Below are 16,869 nucleotides of genomic sequence, written 5' to 3' on the forward strand. Positions count from 1 at the left end.
CAAACGTTCCCCGGGTCAGTGGTCCTGGCGCGAAACCAGGTGCACCGCGCCGGCTTTAATCACCGCGATGACGTCCTGGCCGGGAACCAATTGCAAATCCTCTACCGATGACCGGGTCACGGTGGCGACCAGCGGAAAGCCGCAGTGCAATGTCACCCGCGCTAGCGCACCCAACGTGGCGACGGCCATCACCGTCCCTGCAAGCTGATTGCGCGCGCTGCTCGCGGCAATGGGACCGCGTTCCAATGCGATATCTTCCGCCCGGATACAGACGTACACATCCGGCCCGCAGGCTTCTCCCTCAATGGCGTTCACCACGACACCGTTGACGTCGACACGCAGCATCCCGGCAGCCGCCCACACCACCCGCCCCTTGACCACCGTTTCCACGCCCACGACATGCGCCACGTCGGCATTCCGCGGACGACTGAAGACGTCCAAGGGCGTGCCGGTTTGCAAGACCTCCCCTCCGCTCACCACGGCCATGAGATCCCCCAGCGTCAGCGCTTCGGCCCAGTCATGCGTGACGATGATCGACGGCAGCGCGAGTTGCTTGAGCAGGCGCCGTAGTTCATCCCTGAGATAGATCCTGGTCGGCCCATCCAGCGCGGACAGCGGTTCATCCAGCAACAGCAGGAGAGGGCGTGGGGCCACGGCTCGCGCCAATGCGACCCGCTGTTGTTGGCCGCCTGATAGCTGCCGCGGCCTGGCATGTTCCAGCCCGCGCAGTTGAAACAGATCCAAGACTTCGGACACCCGCGCCTTGCGCTCGTGCGCTGACAGATGCCCGAGCCCATACTCGATGTTGCCTGCCACCGTGTAGGTGGGGAACAGTGCATAGTCCTGGGACATGTACCCGACATGCCGATCCTGAGGAGACACCCGGATATCGGATCTCGTATCCAGCCAGGTGCGCGAGACAAATCGAATCCGCCCTTCTTCCGGCCATTCCAGCCCGGCCACGGATCGAAGAATCGTGCTCTTGCCCGCGCCCGATGGCCCGAACAAAATGAGGACCGTCGAGGCCTCGACGGGATAGCGGAGTCGCGCGCGGATGGGCACGCGGCCCGCATACGATTTGACGATGTCGAGCGCTAATTCTGCGGCCATGCTGCCCAGACGTTTCGATTGACGGCGTACACGAGAAGCAGCACGGCATACGAAACCACAAACAGAAACAAGGCGGTCTCGGCCGCCCCGGCATAGTTCAACGCCTGCACCTCATCATAGATGTCGATCGAGACTGTGCGCGTCGTCCCTTCCAGATTGCCGCCGATCATCAATACGACGCCGAATTCGCCCATCGTATGGGCGAAACTCAACACCGCGCCGGTCACCAGCCCGGCCGTGGACAGCGGTACAATCAGCTTGAAAAAGGTCTGAAATTTTGACACCCCCAACGTCCAGGAGGCTTCAATGACCCGCCGGTCGACCTGATCGAACGCCGCCACAAACGGCTGCACCGCAAACGGCAAACTATAGAGAATGGACCCCAGGAGCAGGCCCTCGAAGGTGAACGGCAGAGGGTGGCCGACCAGCTCGGCATAGAGTCGGCCAAACGGACTGTGGGGACCGATCGCGATGAGGATATAAAATCCCAGGACGGTCGGAGGGAGCACCAGCGGCAGCGCGATTACAGACTCGACGAGGAATTTCCACCGCCAGCGGGAAAAACTGAGCCAGTAGGCGATGGGCAGCCCGATGGCTAACAGAACAAGCGCGGTGAGACCAGCCAGTTTCACAGTCACCCAAATCGCAATCCAGTTCACGCGTCCGCCCCACGGTTCATCGGCGCCATGACATGAACACGGCGATCGGGAAATGCCTGCCGTTCCCGCCGAGTCTTACTTTCCGATCATGACCTCCGTGGCCTTCACGGCCACAAGCACTGAATCATTGGTCTTCAACCCCATGTGCTTGACGGATCCTTCGGTAATGGCCGCCACAAATTCGAGGGCTCCGACCTTGACCGTCACTTCGGCCATCGCCTGCCCTTCCGTAATTTTGGTCACCGTCCCCTGGAATTGATTTCTCGCGCTCAGTTTCATCGCCGTGCTCCTTTCCCGTGAAGGCGAATCGCCTCAACTCAATAGCCGTTCATCCTTTGGCCCGCCCCTGCGCAGACGTCTCAGGCGCATGTTCAGGGTCGGCACTCCCGGGCTTGCACTCAAACTGCATCCCCCAACGCCTGCCTCTCGATTCGTCCTCCGTGCCTTCAACAATACCCATCCCGGCGCTGGTGTATCCTTTGACCTCTCCCTCACGGATCATCCGCCACCCTTTCCCGCACTTCGCGTGAATCGCATCCAGCGCGGGTTTTCGGTAAGCGGAGCCCATCGGACCGCCACGGTCTTCCTTATAACTGTAGGTCATGACGCCCCCGTGGTCCGATTCCTGACTCATCATGACCGCCTCAGAGCAGCCCGCGACAGCGGTCAGAACCATCGCACACAGAGAGAGTGATCGGCGATCAACTCGGCAGCGTGAATCCATATCGGATCATAATCTCCTGTCCCCGGTCGCCTTTCATAAACTCCAGAAACTGTCTGGCGACGTCCTGGTTCTTGGATTGCTTCATAATCACCGCGCCCTGTTCCAGGGGAGCATGGTGGCCGGCGGGAATCTCCCAGTAGTTCCCGGCGCTTTGCATGGCAGGGGCCATCGCCAGCGACAGAGCGATGATACCCACATCGCAGGCGCCGGATTCGATAAACTGGGCGGCCTGAGAAATGTTCTCTCCGAGCACCAGCCGATCCTTCACATCGCCATACACCTGCTCATGCTCCATCGCGGCTACCGCCGCCCGGCCGTACGGGGCATGTTTCGGGTTGGCAATGGCAATCTTCTTGATCACCGGCTCGCGCAACACCGTGAGTCCCTTGGTCACGTCAAGAGGAGAGGTCTTGGGCGCCCATACCACCACCCGCCCGACCGCATACCGATAGAGAGACCCCGGTACTGTCAGACCCGCTTCCTCCAATTTCCTGGGATAGCCGATGTCCGCTGAAAAATACAGATCGAATGGCGCACCCTGCTGCAATTGAGCAAAGAAATTGCCCGACGAACCTAACGATAACTTCACCTTGTGCCCGCTGTGTTTTTCGTACTCCTCAATCACTTCCTTGATAGCGAAATTGAGATCGGAGGCGGCAGCAATGGTCACCTCGCCGGCTTGAACCACAACCGGTACCGTCGCCATCCCGAGCATGAGCGCCATCGCGAGGATGCAGGTGACCGGCCATAGCGGTCGCATATATTTCAAGATTGGCACGTGTGAGCTCCTTTCATTCCAGGTCATGTGGCACATCGCGAGGCGACGCGATACGCGGGCCCTTATCGTGCGCTTGCGAGGGATTGGTGGTCAAGATACAACAAACCGCACAACACCGGAGAACAATCCCTGCCCCAGGGCTTGATCCAGGCTTCGTACCGGCCGATATGAATATCAATGATCATGCCGGCCTCCCAGGAAGCACAGTGGTCATCCTCCTGCTCCACCAGCACTGAGACACGGGCAGTCCCAACGAGCAGTGAGAGCAGGCGACCGTCCAAGTCCCTGTCGACATCCACGATTGTGGCTCTCAGCCACACCCGGACATCCTGGCCTGCAAAAGACGCCTGCTTTCCGGCCCCCTCACCCGGCGCTACGTTCAGCGGCGCCCCACCCTTACGCCCGTCGTGATTCATCATGAGGGTGACTCACTGTTGACGAGAGCCCCGCCATCACATGATCGGCGAGGGCTCTCGCGGTCGAGCTGGTTAGAAGAAGATCTGGTATTGCACGCGAATCATATTTTCGATCAAGGTGCCCCCCCGCGCATCGAGCGGGACCGATCCCGAAAGGGGAGGGAGCGGATTGCTCCTTCCGATCGCATAGCCGCCGGTTCCCATTTGCGTGTTGCTGTACGTCAACATGATTTGATGATCGTAGGTGCCGTTCAGGAACCAGTTGACCGACGCGTCAGTCTGATACACCAGGTCGCCGCCGGCATTGGTATCCGGATCCCAATACGAGAATCGGCCCGCAAGCTCCAGGTACCGAGGGATAAGATAATAGCCGGATTGCACATACCAGCCGGTGGAATTGCCGAGCAACGCCGGGGCCGTGGTCGTGCACGCGACGTTCATGCAAGGCACCCCCTTGTCGTGCCGGTTGACGTTCTTATAGAAAAATTCTCCCTGGAGGGAAAACCCTCGATACTTGAACACGCCGTCCACCGCCCAGGTGAGATAGTCCACGACGCCCCAGCCGAGTTGTCTGCCGTTGCCGAATGCCGCGATCTGCCGTCTGAAATTGAGATTGGCCAGGTCCGTGCCGATGTACGAACTGTTCGAGCTGGTGTTCACGGACGGGTTGTACGCAATTCCTCCGCCGACCGCCATTTGGGGCGTTTCGGAATAGGCCAAATCGCCTTCTCCATACCCGGGCCGCCCCATGATGTTCCAATTCAAGCGGGCGCTGTACATGAGTTGATTGATATCGTTCCGCAAATTCGCATTGATATTGCGCTGAGGCGTAGGGCAGGAGGCCGACGATGGAAAGGGCGCTTGCCCCGTGGTTCCTCCCGCGCAATCCGCGGTGGGCTGTTCGCTGAAGAACCCGCCCAGGCGATTGAAGCTTGGTCCGGCCCCGTTGAACACGCCGAAATAGTAATTGACGGGGAAGAGTTCCTCATCGTTCATGAACGTGATGCCGATGTCACGGCGATCCAACCCGCTGGCTGTGAAGGCATCCATCACCAGCGATCGCTCGGCGAACTGCATGGAGGCCGTCGAGTTAATCTGAGAGCGATTGAAAAAGACTTTATACTGACCCACCTGAACGTTGAAGAGCGGGAAATGCGTGCTCAAGAATTGCATATCCAACAGACGCAGCGACCCCGGCGTTTGAGAGTTCTCCGCCGTTTCTCCCGCTAGTTGAATGTAATATTTGAAATCCGGGCTAAACAGGTGGCCCATGAAGTACACCCGGGCTCGCCTCACGTTAAAGGAAGATGCCGTCTCATCTGATCGGTTCGCCCGGTAATCGCCGAAGACACCAAGCAACTCGGGAAAGTTCTTCGCGTCGCCGGGATTTCGCCAGGCATCATTCCGAAACCGTTGCGTGTACCGCAATTGACTGCGGAATCGAATTTTCAGGGCAAACGCATTGTCGTTCATGGAAAGGTTGAACCCACGATCGTACCAGGCCTTGAAGCTCGGTTGGAGCAGGTAGGTTCGCTCCTGCGATTCCTTGAGGACCTCCGCGTATTCTTCGGCCGTAATGATGCCCTGCTTTGCCGCGCGATCCAGCAACAGTTTCGTGGCCGGATCCATACTCTCGACGAATTCGTACTTGCCGTTCTTCATCACCAGAGATCCTGTCTCCGTGGCGAATGCGGGTACGGCAAATGCGGCCTGCCATGACGCACACAGGCACGCAACCATCAGCAACACAGATCGAACGCGGGGCATCAGGGTAACCGCATGACCCCCTCGAAGTTGTCTCATCATAAGATCCCTCACTCCTCTGCAACACGATGACTAAATATGGACGTGATTTGTTAGGGAGCCACCGGGGCCGGGATAGATTTCAGCCCGGTTCCGCCGGCCTCGCCAGAATTCAGAAATTGGCGATACTGGACGGCTCTCGCACCTTTTTGATCCTCTAGCCAAAATCGTCCCGGTTCGAAATAGAGGATGTAGTTACGAGGAGGCGGCGGAGTGGCGGGATAATTGATGTCGTACAAATCATCTTTGCGGATCGGGACCTGGCGATGAAACTGTTCAAGGGTCAGGTACAGGTATGGCTCCTGAACCGCCATCCATCCCGCGATGACGTCCCGGGATTCGGCCGGATTGAAACCCGGTCCACGCACTTCGAAATGGGCCCGCTCATTTGCCCCAAGCTGTTTCATCGTCGCCGACAAATGGGGCGACACCGCTTGCAACTCGTCTTCACGGAAGACCGGCTTCGGCGGCGCCTCTTCGGCAAACCAACGGAGCGGCAATCGCTGTTGCTCACGCACTGAAAATCCTCGCAAAATGCTGGCAATATCCTCGCTACTGAGCTGCACGGGATGCGTATGGGCCTGCGCGTCAACCTCCTGCTGCACCGTCACGATCACTCGCTGGTCCTCGTGGACGGTTTTGGTGGTGTAGGGCAGCCTCGCGCATCCTGTCGCCATGAGGGCCGCCGCCCCCATAAGAACAAGGGCGAGCGACGCCGCGAGGCCTCGGCCTGTCTTTCTTCTTCGTTCCCTCATTACTCCTCCTTGCAAAACGCCACAAAAATCATGTGTAGATTTAATAAGTTAATGTATACTTGATACCATCACAAAAAAATCCGCTATTTCTTTCCAGCGGGAAGCGCATAGCCGGCTTGACGCACGATGGCTTGGCCATCGCGCCCCTGAATGTACGCGAGAAACTCCTCGCAGAGCTGACGGTTCGGGCAGTATCGCTCCATGGTCATGGAGTGCACCGTCGGCTGATATCCTTTCTCAACCACTCCGGCAACCCGCACACGCTGTTGCTGCCTGACCGCCTCATGTCCGTAAATGATTCCGACATCCGCCTGGCCGCTCAAGACATGGTCAATGACCCCGTGGGAATCCGTGGCCACATCCAGACGCCCCTTGAGCGACTCGTGGAGCCGAAGAGCCCGAAGCACCTCGTCCGTCTGGACTCCGAGCCGCGTTCGCGACCGGTCAGCAACCGCCAGCCGTGCGCCCCCCCGGCTGATCGTGTCGAGCGATGCCGGCGCTTCCACCAGAGATTCCGGCACCACGAGCACCAGTTGATCGGCGGCATAGGCCCGCTTCGCGTCCGGCAGGACGTAATACTTTCCTTCCAAGCGCGTGATCAGCTCGTCCCCGCCAGGCGCGACAAGACTGATAGGACCGGTTCCGATAAAGTATCGGCCCACCATACTGTTTTCCATTCCGGCAATGGTCTGCCGGAGACTCAATCCTGTATCGAAAAACAACCGCACATTGACTCCGGCATGGCTGCGCTCAAAACCATCCCCCAACCTTTCCAGCACTTCTCTCAAACTCGGGGAAGCGGCGATGACGAACGTCTCATCGGCAGACGCGGGAACCGCCCGCACACCGCTTTCACACGTGAGGAACAGAACCAGGGCGAGCAACGTCCTGACAACATTCCGAGCACACGCATAGCGCCTCATTAATATCCTCGCCTTGAAAGATGATGCCTGTTCACATGCATGCACGACCGGTATTGCACACTCACCTACCCGGCCCGCAGACTACGCACCTTACCGGTCTCCGTCATATCGTACCCACCCAACGCTTCGACTTCGGTTCTGAACTGACGGCTGGCAATCGCATCCAGCAGATGCGAGAGGCCCGGATGAGTGGAGAGGTATCGCTTCGGCAGGACCAGATCGTAACGGGCCTGTTGCAGCGGCACGAAGTCGAGCCCGAAGATCTGCGCAGCGGACCGCACGCCGATCCCCGCATCGCCTAGCCCGTCCGCAATGTGCCGGGCCACCTCAAAATGCGAGCTCACCGTCATGCCATACCCCTTGACGGACACGCTGTCGATGCCCAATGCCTGAAGACGTTGGTCCAGCAACATCCTGGCGGCGGCGCCTTCTTCGCGATTGACCAACGACACATTCGTCCTGGCCAGGTCCTCCACACCGCGGATCCGTTTGGGGTTCCCCGCTCGCACGATGAGCCCCTCTTCCCACGCGGCAAACGTCACGACAATATAATCGTCGCCCTGCAGGTGCCGGCGAAGGTAGGGCAGATTCGATTCTCCCGTTTTGGCATCAAGAATGTGCAATCCCGCCATGTGCACTTCTTTGCGCTTGAGCGCCTCCAGCGCCGCGGCACTGCCCATGGACCACCCCACGACCGTGGACGTGTCTTTATGGCGATGGAGATATTCGCTGGCCAGATTGATGGCCGGATCACAACCGGCCACCGCAATTTCCCGCTCGACGATTTGACGTTCACGCAGCAGGCGGACGAGCACCCGGCGATCGGACTTCGCCGCGCGCAACCCCGATCCCGCCTTGCCGATGATCAGACCATCAGCCGGCACGGTGTAGTTGAGGATTTCACCCAGAGCGGCAACCGGACGAACGACGAAACGATCTTCGATCTTGGCCACCTTCACTCTGGTGCGCGGTTGAACGGCCGATACGGCCAATCCGGGCCAGACCCAATCACCTTCGATCAACTCGCCGGTCGTCTTGAGACTGAAGATATCTTCCACGTGACAGCCCAAGACACTGGCCAACCGTAAGGCCACCGCCGTGGTCGGGAGATACTGATCCGCCTCGATGGCGCAGACGGCCTGACGGGTAATCAAGGCGCCGTCGGCGAGCTGGCCTTGAGAAAGGCCTTTGGCCATGCGCAGGGCGCGAAGGGAATTGACGACATTGGATGCTGGCTCTGCTTTGCTTTTCTCACTCATGGCGCCTCGGGTGATATCATGGTAGATTAACTAGTGTCAACTATTATGATAGTCTTTCTGCATAAAATTGTTGCTACCCGGTGATTGTTCGACTTGGAGCGCCACCGCATGCCCACCCGCTCCGCTCCCTGACGAGCGATGCGCTCCCCGCGAATGCACTCGTTCGCTCATGTATCCTGTTCCGCGCTGTGCTGTCAACGACGGCACCCGCGGCGCAGACTTCCACAGCAAACGCCTGCCCCCCATCGCGACGAACCGACGCGCAGAACCGGGTCGCCAAGAAAGCAGGATGTCGCATGTCAGCTTGGACACCTGATCGATGGGCCACAAGGAACAGTCAGGACGAATCGGTGCGCCGGCCATGAATTCACGTGAGTCCGCCTTACGGCCGCACCGTTGCCTCCCGCCTCTCCCGGATCCGGGTGAACGGATGAGGCGCCGCGGTGAATCACTCCACCCGCCCCGATCCATCCACCACATCCTCTTCTATTCCCACCATGCCCGACGTGCGACATGGCATCGGCACGTCACTCACCGGAACACAACCTTCCGAACCCCTGAGACCGGCACGAGGACCTCACCGAAATCCGAGATGCCCTTAAAACTCCCCGCGATCGCCAGCTGGAACGTTCCGGTTTTACCGTTCGTCAGCATGACATGCGCCGTCCGCGATTCGTCGTTCGGCCCGGGCCCGAATTCAATCTGCTTGATCGTGTGAAACTTCACATGCACGACAGCCGCCCCTCGCTTCAAGGGCAGCGCGTCGAGCTCATGAGGAATAAACGATGTCTCGCTGAGCTTTTCTTCATAGTAAAACACCGTGCGCTGGAGTTCCGTCTCGATATTCTTTTCGTCCGTGGCCACCACATGGAAGCCCTGGTGATTTGCCGGTTCGGCCAGCGCTGCAACAGCGCCGAGCATGAGAATCACTAGCGCGGCGGCCCATCGCAACAGGCCAAGACCCGGTCGATGCTGATCCATCTCTCCTCCTTCTGTTCAAGGCGCCACTCAAATCAGAACTTTAATCCCACCGAACCGGCCACCGTAAACGGAGCGCCGGGGAAATAGGCGGCGCCGCCGCCCAATCGATCTTCAAAGGCATTGATGACGCCGACATATTTTTTATCGAACAGATTCAAGAACGCCAGACTCACAAAACCGTCTTTCACGCCAGGCAGCGCGCCGAACAGCTTCGGATTGCTATAGGTCAAGAAGAGATCGACGACGGTATAGGGCGCGATCTTCTCACTGTTGTCGACATTCCCGTATCGCGCGCTGATGTACCGCACGACCGGAGAAATTTCCAACCCGTACAGCTTGTAGCTCAGGCCGCCCTTCAGCATGAACTTCGGAAAGTCCGGCGTGTCGTGCCCCTTCGTCGCCACCACTGCTCCTGACGCAGCCGTGGTATCACTGGCCATCTCCGACTTGCCGTAGAGAAAGGACCCATAGATCGAAAGATTCTCGACCGGCGTCGCGCCCATTTCAATTTCGCCGCCATAGGCCCGCGCATCGGCCGCACTGGTCCTGACATTGGTGTTCAGGGCAGGGTCAAACACGCCCACCAGCAGATTTTCGTAATAGGTATAGAACAGCACCGGGGCGAGATAGACCTTCTCTCCCGTATACCGCACGCCGAGATCGACATTGTGCGACGTGGCTAATTTGACGCGATCGACTAACGTCTGCACGCTGAGGCCGGCGGCATTGAAGGCCGCCCGGTTGTTGGCAAAGACCTGCTGAAACTCCGGAAACCCATGAGGCTGCGCGTAGTTTTTTCCATAGGTCGCATAGGTGGTCACCTGCTTATTGATCGCGTAACTCAACCCGAAGTTGGGTAACCAGGCTTCATAGGTCTGCCCCTTATAGCTGGTCGCCGCATCCTTCGTCGGATTCAGCCCCTGTACATCCTCAAACGATCCGTTGGGAAGACCGGCATTATTGAATCCGGTGACCGGCGGCTCATACATATTGAAATACCGGAATCCTCCCTCCGCGTGAAAACCACCGATGTCCTTCGTGATTTTGACATAGGGGCTGCTGATCACCCCGTTGCCCTCTTTTTTGGTCAGCAACCATTGATTGAATTGGAGCTGGCCGTTCTGAAGACGTGAATATTTCTCGGCGATGGGAAGGCTGAACTGCTCATACCAATACCCGATCTTCAGCCCCGTATTCAGGATGCTGGTGTCATACTCGACGACCGTGCCGTAGCGATCGAATCGATTGGTGCGTTCACGCACGGCGGGAGCCCCAAGGAAGGTCGTCCCTGCGAGCCGAGGCGCCCATTCGCGGAAATAGTAGGGCTTGATGGTGATTCGATGATTGTCCGTCGGTGTGATCGTGATCAGCGAGAACGCGTGATAATTGGTGATTTTCTCGCGGTTGAAATCAAAATAATTGACATCCTGCGCCGCGTTATTGAGGATCGACCGGTTGTAGTCCAGGTCGCGCGCGGCGTCGAGGTTCCGGACCTGCGCAAAGGTCAGCGGGCGAAAGGCATTCTGCGTGGCTTCATTGTAGTCGAAGAAAAGATCCGCCTTGACGTACCGTGAAAATTCCTGGCTGGCTCCGAAGGAGACATGGTGACGATCTGACGGCGCGCCCCCCGCTCCCCGCCATTTGTCGGCGGTGGTATAGGAATACGACGCATAGAGTTTGGTGCCGGTCGATAACGTGCCGGAATCAATCCGTGCGTAACTCCGCCGAAAATCGAAGGCGCCGAATCCCTGCCGCACATCGATCCCGAATGTGTCCGCCGGCCGCCGTACGCTCAGATCGATATTCCCCGCAATATTCATCGCGCCGAGGCCTTTGTCTGGCGCAATGGCGCCTCGATATAACGTCATGTCTGAAATGTTTTCCAAATCCAACATATCCGGCCGCGGCCCCGGCGACTCCTGCGCCCAGACCGGCACCCCTTCAATCGTCATCGCCGTACCCTTGCCGGGCTGGCCCCGGACCCGGAGATTGAATGGTGTTCGCGTATTCAGACCGTAGGGATCGGCCGTCTCGACGGTGACCGACGGCAACATACGAAGGGTTTGATACACAGACACCTGCGCGGGACCGCCGAGCTTCCGGATCCCTTCCTTGGTCACAGTCGTTTCGGTTCGAGGCTGAGTCGTTTTCTCTTCGATCAAACCGCGATGTTTCACGCCCGCCACTTCGACCTCGTCCAACGCCACCTCGGTCTGTGACTCCGTGGCCACCGGCGCGTCTGCCTGTGCATATCCCGCCGCCGCGATCATGAAGCATCCTCCCAGCACCAGGCCCCATGCGGTGATGAATCGTCCCATTCTGCCGATCTCTTTCTGAAGGGCGAAGGTTCAGGTCATTCCGAATCCGCTTCGCCGCGACGCGAACGGTTGTAGGCCAACCCCTTCACCTTGTCCTTGATCGCTCTCAGGCGTGAATTTGACGGGCATCAACCTCCGGCATAAGCCGAATAGGCCGCCGGGCGGCGCAGCCCGGAAATACAGATTCTCCTATCTATGATACTTGACATATTTTACTTTATCCTGATACGTTCCGTGACACATTCCGGCACCGTCCGCGAAAAAGTCACCGCATACCGGATGAAAGGAGAGGTGGAATGAACGTTGTCCGACGCAGTCGTTTAGCCATCGGTACCTGTCCTGGCTGCTCCGGAAATACGCTGGTCTCGAATGGAGCGTTCTGGCGCTGTGAAGTCTGCTGCTACGCCGTCACCTCAACCGCATTGACTGCTGATCGCGCGGCGGCGGAAGCGGTGGTGAGGGAATCCCTCCACGGGTTCACACGACGCGTCGAGACACGCGCAGCCGTCAAGGATGACGAGTTCGATGTCGTAGGGGCCGGCAGCCGGCATTAGTGGAGCTTTCACCGTAACGCGAGGAGGGCACATGACACTCACAGCGGTTCTCCCACAGAGCGGCCAGACCATGGGCAGCACGGTCAGGCCCCCCGTGATCGTCCTGAACAAATTGGTTGGGCTGATCGTGGCCCGCCGCCATCCCCATCGTCGGCACTATCAGGTGCGTACGGCCGACGGCATTCATGTGACGGTGCACGATCCCGCCTTCCCCGGACGCACGCGCACGCTGTCGATTGGACAGCACGTGTCGCTTCGCATTCCTCCGCATGCCGTCGTGATCAGCCCTGCGAGACCCATCGAAGCCACGGAAGACAACGTGTGGCCCGCGCGGGTCGTCCTACCGGCCGGTCAGGAACGAGGCTCCCTGCTGATTGTGAAAATCCTCGGGCGACCGTGGACCCTGACCAGCACCCAGGAAGAAGGGAAGCCCGCCCGCCCGCTCCGCGCGTGGGACCGTGTCACCGTCCGGATTCGCCCCGAGTCCTGTGTCATCGATTGCCGCTACCCCGGCGACTCTCGTCTCCACCCGCGCCTCCTGACCGAATCATCGTGCATGCCCGCCGATTCAGACCACACGCCGCCGGATACACGCCCACCATATCCGGCTCACAAGGGTAGGGAACCGCTCTCCTGTGTTCCCTGCCCCCCTGTTCCCGAAGACAGGTGCCACCGGTCATCCCGCCACGTCGAACATCAGTATTTCCGCAGAGAAAGGAGCCGATCATGATCCGTCCACACCGCCACCACCGTCCTCTCGCACCTATCCTGCTCGGCCTCCTCCTCAGTTTCTGGTCGGTCCCTCCCCTCCTCGCCTCGACGATCACCGACCAGTTCTCCCTGTCTGGACTGGTCAACAACATCAGGTCTTTTGCGCTGAGTGATCTCCAGGCATTTACGCCGGTTACCCAAAGTGTCTCCTATCAATCCGGGTCGGGCACCGTCTCGACCAGCTTTACCGGAGTTCCGCTCTATGACTTTTTGACAAGTGCCCAGGGGGGAGGCGGGATTACCCAGAACGCTGGCGTAAAAAATGATCTGCTACGCGACTATGTGGTCGCCACAGGGAGCGACGGCTATCGCGCGGTCTACTCCGTCGGCGAAATCCAGCCGAACTTCGGCGGCCAGAAAGACCTGATCGCCTACCAGTCTAATGGGCAACCATTGGGAAACGACGGGTTCGCGAGAACCACCGCACCCGGCGATATCGCGGGTGGACGCTATGTCTCCAATCTGAGCAGCTTGCAAGTCTTGTCCGCGACATCCGCCTCTCAGATCAACGGAACCGGTGGAGGACCCTCATCTCAGCTCAACCTGACAGGGCTGGTATCGAATCCCAGCCTGTATAACCTCTCGAGGCTGCAAACCTTACCCTCCGCCACCGAAACCGTCACCTATCGAGCCGGCTCATCCACCGTGACCGGCACCTTCACCGGCGTTCCCCTTTGGACCCTGCTGTCCAATGCCGGGCTCATCACCAATCCCGACATCAAGAACGACCTGCTGGGGAAATACCTGGTGGCAACCGGCAGTGACGGCTACAAAGCCGTCATCGCGCTCGGCGAAATCTCTCCACGGTTCGGGAATAAGGATGTGCTCGTGGCCTACAACGTTAACGGACAAGGCCTCGGCGCCGACGGATTCGCACGATTAGTGGTTCCGGGCGATACGCTAGGCGGCCGTTATGTGTCGAATCTCATCGGCCTGGAAGTCTTCGACGCACGAGGCTCCGTCTCAGCTCCAGAACCGGCGACGGGCCTCCTTCTGCTCGCTGGTATTCCGGCCATCATGTTCCTCGGTTGGCGGCGGCAAGACCAACCACACGCCTGAACAGCACGCTTGTCCCGCCATCATGAAACCCGCAGGCGGCATATGGCATCCCACGTTGGAGGCGGGACAAGCTGAGAGGCTCCACAGCGAGGCCGGTGTTCACATATCGAAATCCAGGAGTACCGGCACGAGTATCGCTCTCAAGCTCGCTGTTGCCGGTACTCTGCTCAGCCTGCTGGCATTCCCCACCTTCCAAGGCCTCTGGACGGTATGGTCGAGCAGACCGGACGCCTCGCACGGCTTCCTCATTCCACTCATTGCCGCTGTCCTCATCCGGCAACGGTGGCCGGAGCTGCGGCGACTCCCCTTCCAACCCTCTCCCGGCCTGGGCATCCCACTCATCCTGCTGTCCCTGGCCGGCCTTCTTCTCGGCGACGCCGGCGCTGTCGTCAGCCTCAGCGGCCTCTCATTCATCGGACTCACTGCCAGCCTCATCGTGGCGCTATTCGGTTGGGCCTGGTTCCGGATGCTGGCGTTTCCGTTGGGCTATGCCGTCTTCATGGTGCCGGTCCTTGATTCCGTGACCGAACCGCTACAACCCTATGTTCAGTTCGTTACCGCCACCATGGCCAGGCTCATGCTCGCGCTCTTGTCCATACCGGTCTTTCAATCAGGCACGCTGCTCCACCTTCCGACCGGAACAGTGGAGGTGGCGGCGGAATGCAGCGGAATGGGATTCCTGATCTCGATCCTGGCCATCGGCCTCCCGCTTGCGATGATGGGATTGCGGACCTGGCCGATGCGGATCGCACTGATCGCCACGACGCTCGTCCTCAGCCTCGGCGTGAATTGGATGCGTGTGGCCCTGATCGCTCTGAGCGGCCACCTCTGGGGCTGGTCTGCTAACCTCCACGGTCCCCTGCATCTCCTGCATGCCATGTCGGTCTACTGGATCGGTTTGGGCTTTCTGCTTTGCGGACTCTGGGTAGGACGCACAGTGGAACGCAGGATCTCCTGGCAGCCACAGAAGTCTCGCCTGCTTTCAGGGCAGTCCCTTCCGTTGAATGCCCTCCCGCGCTGGAATCACATCTGGGTTGCCACCTGCCTGTTGATGAGCCTGGCGCTCATCCTGCTCTCTGTCCCTTTGATGACGAGCCTCAACGCCTCTACGGATCTCTCTCCATTTCCCGGCACGATCGGGGATTGGATCTGGGACGATGCCGTACATGGCACCCCGCTCATCGCGGTCGGCCAGGTCGATCAGGAATTACTACGGACCTACCGCAATGCCTCCGGCGACCAAATCCAGCTGCACATCGTGTATCTGGCGTCTCAATCACAAGGCAGAGAGTTGATCAACCATCGAACCAGACGCCTCCATCAAGCAGCATCCCGGGTCACCATCGACGCAGGTGAACCCGCCCTCACAGTAAACCGGACGACATTCGAAGCCTCCCATCGCGCCTACGACCTGGTCTTTTGGTACGAAGAACAGGGCCGGATGTTTACCGATCGCCTGTACGCCAAACTCATGGCGGCCATTTCTTCATTGACGGGCGGTGGCTCTGCGGGAGCCCTCGTGTTGATCAGCCGCCCCATCGCCTCGACTCAACCGGACACACAGCCAACCGACGACGCGCTCGCCCGCTTCACTCTTCTGGCCCTTCCCATCCTGCAGGCCTATTTGCCATGAATGAGCTTCAGCCCTTGCGGGTCTCCGTGATCAACAACCTGGACGCCTTCCACGCACTTGCCTCTGAATGGCGCGCCCTTCACGACGGTTCCGATGCCAATTCTCCCTTTCTCACCTGGGAATGGCTCTACCACTGGACCATCACCTATCTGAGTGACGACCGATTATGGATTCTCTTATTCATGGATTCCGACGATCGATTGCGCGGCATCGCGCCGTTCTGTGTGCGCCAGAAACGCTACGGGCCATGGGCCACGTATCGGGAGGTGGCCTTCCTGGGAGGCCGAGGCGTAGGCTCCGTCTATCTGGATGTGATCGCCGCGCGAGGGGACAAACCGTCCGTACTGGCGTGTCTGTGCAACTACCTCTTCCTCGAAGCGTCCACGGAATGGGACATCGTGACCCTCGCGCCAGTCCCCTCCGAATCCGTCACCGTCGATCTGTTGCAGGAGCAATTCGATATCGCAGGAAAAGTGGCATCGATTATTGGCCACACCTGCTGTCCGACCATGGACCTTCCCCCCTCCATTGAAACCTACCGGGGAGCCATGCGCCCCAGTCTCCAGCGCTCGCTTCAACGCAAACGTCGCTATCTCGACCAACAAGGCACGGTCACCTACCGGAGGACCAGCAGTGACGACGACATTTCTGCGGCACTGGACACGTTCAGCGCACTGCACCAAAAGCGCTGGGCGACGCGTTCACGCCAAGGAGGGGCCTTTCGAGACAGTCGATTTCGCGCGTTCCACACAGAGATTGCACCATTGTTTCACACGCGAGGCTGGCTCGACATCACCTTCTTATGCCTCAACGGAAGTCCGGTAGCCGGTATCTACGGCTACTGCCACGACCGTACCTACTATTACTACCTGCCGGGATTCGATCCCGAACCAGCCGCCAAGGGAAGTCCCGGGATGCTCCTCCTCTCCTATCGCATCGAACAAGCGATTGAAGAAGGCTGTCGACGGTTCGACCTGCTCCAAGGCCCCGCAGGCTACAAGACGACCTGGGCAGACCAGTCGACCCGCTGCCTCTCCCTTCGCCTCTACAATCGCACCTGGCGCGCGCTGGCCTTGCATGTACTCGAAACGGCCAAGCAGGGCATGAAGATTCTCCTGAGGTAATG

At 59.2% G+C, this 16,869-nt stretch carries 17 protein-coding genes; 5 read left to right on the forward strand and 12 right to left on the reverse strand.

The genetic code is table 11. The features are described from left to right. Window positions 1-15: 15 nt before the first annotated feature. The 12 genes from GDA65_07905 to GDA65_07960 all read right to left on the reverse strand — a co-directional run bounded on the left by GDA65_07905 (window position 16) and on the right by GDA65_07960 (window position 11,726). On the reverse strand, window positions 16-1,110 hold the full coding sequence (locus GDA65_07905) for an ATP-binding cassette domain-containing protein (GenBank protein ID MBA5862616.1): 1,095 nt from the start codon (window positions 1,108-1,110) through the stop codon (window positions 16-18). Then, the gene (gene modB, locus GDA65_07910) at window positions 1,095-1,769 is read right to left on the reverse strand and encodes a molybdate ABC transporter permease subunit (protein MBA5862617.1); all 675 of its coding nucleotides are present in this window, start codon (window positions 1,767-1,769) and stop codon (window positions 1,095-1,097) included. The genes GDA65_07905 and modB overlap by 16 nt, the downstream gene beginning before the upstream one ends. Before the next feature lie 75 nt (window positions 1,770-1,844). Continuing rightward, on the reverse strand, window positions 1,845-2,048 hold the full coding sequence (locus GDA65_07915) for a molybdenum-pterin-binding protein (GenBank protein ID MBA5862618.1): 204 nt from the start codon (window positions 2,046-2,048) through the stop codon (window positions 1,845-1,847). 49 nt (window positions 2,049-2,097) lie between these two features. Continuing rightward, complete coding sequence (locus GDA65_07920) at window positions 2,098-2,406, reverse strand: hypothetical protein (protein ID MBA5862619.1); 309 nt, start codon at window positions 2,404-2,406, stop codon at window positions 2,098-2,100. Between the two features lie 64 nt (window positions 2,407-2,470). Next, on the reverse strand, window positions 2,471-3,217 hold the full coding sequence (gene modA, locus GDA65_07925) for a molybdate ABC transporter substrate-binding protein (GenBank protein ID MBA5862620.1): 747 nt from the start codon (window positions 3,215-3,217) through the stop codon (window positions 2,471-2,473). Between the two features lie 116 nt (window positions 3,218-3,333). Beyond that, entirely contained in the window at window positions 3,334-3,690 is a 357-nt protein-coding gene (locus GDA65_07930; GenBank protein ID MBA5862621.1) for a hypothetical protein, read from the reverse strand. Between the two features lie 69 nt (window positions 3,691-3,759). Next, window positions 3,760-5,493 (reverse strand): hypothetical protein, encoded by a 1,734-nt coding sequence (locus GDA65_07935; protein ID MBA5862622.1) that lies wholly within the window; start codon window positions 5,491-5,493, stop codon window positions 3,760-3,762. A gap of 50 nt (window positions 5,494-5,543) precedes the next feature. Continuing rightward, on the reverse strand, window positions 5,544-6,245 hold the full coding sequence (locus GDA65_07940) for a hypothetical protein (protein ID MBA5862623.1): 702 nt from the start codon (window positions 6,243-6,245) through the stop codon (window positions 5,544-5,546). An 83-nt stretch (window positions 6,246-6,328) separates the two neighbouring features. Continuing rightward, complete coding sequence (gene modA / locus GDA65_07945) at window positions 6,329-7,168, reverse strand: molybdate ABC transporter substrate-binding protein (protein ID MBA5862624.1); 840 nt, start codon at window positions 7,166-7,168, stop codon at window positions 6,329-6,331. Between the two features lie 65 nt (window positions 7,169-7,233). Continuing rightward, window positions 7,234-8,427: a helix-turn-helix domain-containing protein gene (locus tag GDA65_07950; protein MBA5862625.1), complete on the reverse strand. Its 1,194-nt coding sequence runs from the start codon at window positions 8,425-8,427 to the stop codon at window positions 7,234-7,236. Window positions 8,428-8,958: 531 nt separating this feature from the next. After that, window positions 8,959-9,408 (reverse strand): hypothetical protein, encoded by a 450-nt coding sequence (locus GDA65_07955; GenBank protein MBA5862626.1) that lies wholly within the window; start codon window positions 9,406-9,408, stop codon window positions 8,959-8,961. A gap of 32 nt (window positions 9,409-9,440) precedes the next feature. Continuing rightward, complete coding sequence (locus GDA65_07960) at window positions 9,441-11,726, reverse strand: TonB-dependent receptor plug domain-containing protein (protein ID MBA5862627.1); 2,286 nt, start codon at window positions 11,724-11,726, stop codon at window positions 9,441-9,443. A 296-nt stretch (window positions 11,727-12,022) separates the two neighbouring features. Here GDA65_07960 and GDA65_07965 point away from each other — a divergent pair, with 296 nt between their 5' ends. Genes GDA65_07965 through GDA65_07985 form a run of 5 tightly spaced genes read left to right on the forward strand, consistent with a single transcriptional unit; the run spans window position 12,023 to window position 16,867 of the window. Further along, window positions 12,023-12,280 carry a hypothetical protein gene (locus GDA65_07965; protein ID MBA5862628.1) on the forward strand — a complete coding sequence of 86 codons (258 nt, stop codon included), beginning with the start codon at window positions 12,023-12,025 and terminating at the stop codon, window positions 12,278-12,280. Window positions 12,281-12,311: 31 nt separating this feature from the next. Next, complete coding sequence (locus GDA65_07970) at window positions 12,312-13,010, forward strand: hypothetical protein (GenBank protein ID MBA5862629.1); 699 nt, start codon at window positions 12,312-12,314, stop codon at window positions 13,008-13,010. Next, the gene (locus GDA65_07975) at window positions 13,007-14,110 is read left to right on the forward strand and encodes a molybdopterin-dependent oxidoreductase (GenBank protein MBA5862630.1); all 1,104 of its coding nucleotides are present in this window, start codon (window positions 13,007-13,009) and stop codon (window positions 14,108-14,110) included. Before GDA65_07970 ends, GDA65_07975 begins: the two co-directional genes overlap by 4 nt. Before the next feature lie 22 nt (window positions 14,111-14,132). Beyond that, the gene (epsI, locus tag GDA65_07980) at window positions 14,133-15,743 is read left to right on the forward strand and encodes an EpsI family protein (protein MBA5862631.1); all 1,611 of its coding nucleotides are present in this window, start codon (window positions 14,133-14,135) and stop codon (window positions 15,741-15,743) included. Next, complete coding sequence (locus GDA65_07985) at window positions 15,740-16,867, forward strand: GNAT family N-acetyltransferase (protein ID MBA5862632.1); 1,128 nt, start codon at window positions 15,740-15,742, stop codon at window positions 16,865-16,867. The genes epsI and GDA65_07985 overlap by 4 nt, the downstream gene beginning before the upstream one ends. Window positions 16,868-16,869: the final 2 nt, after the last annotated feature.

Source organism: Nitrospira sp. CR1.1, from assembly GCA_014055465.1.
In the GTDB taxonomy this organism is placed as follows: domain Bacteria; phylum Nitrospirota; class Nitrospiria; order Nitrospirales; family Nitrospiraceae; genus Nitrospira_A.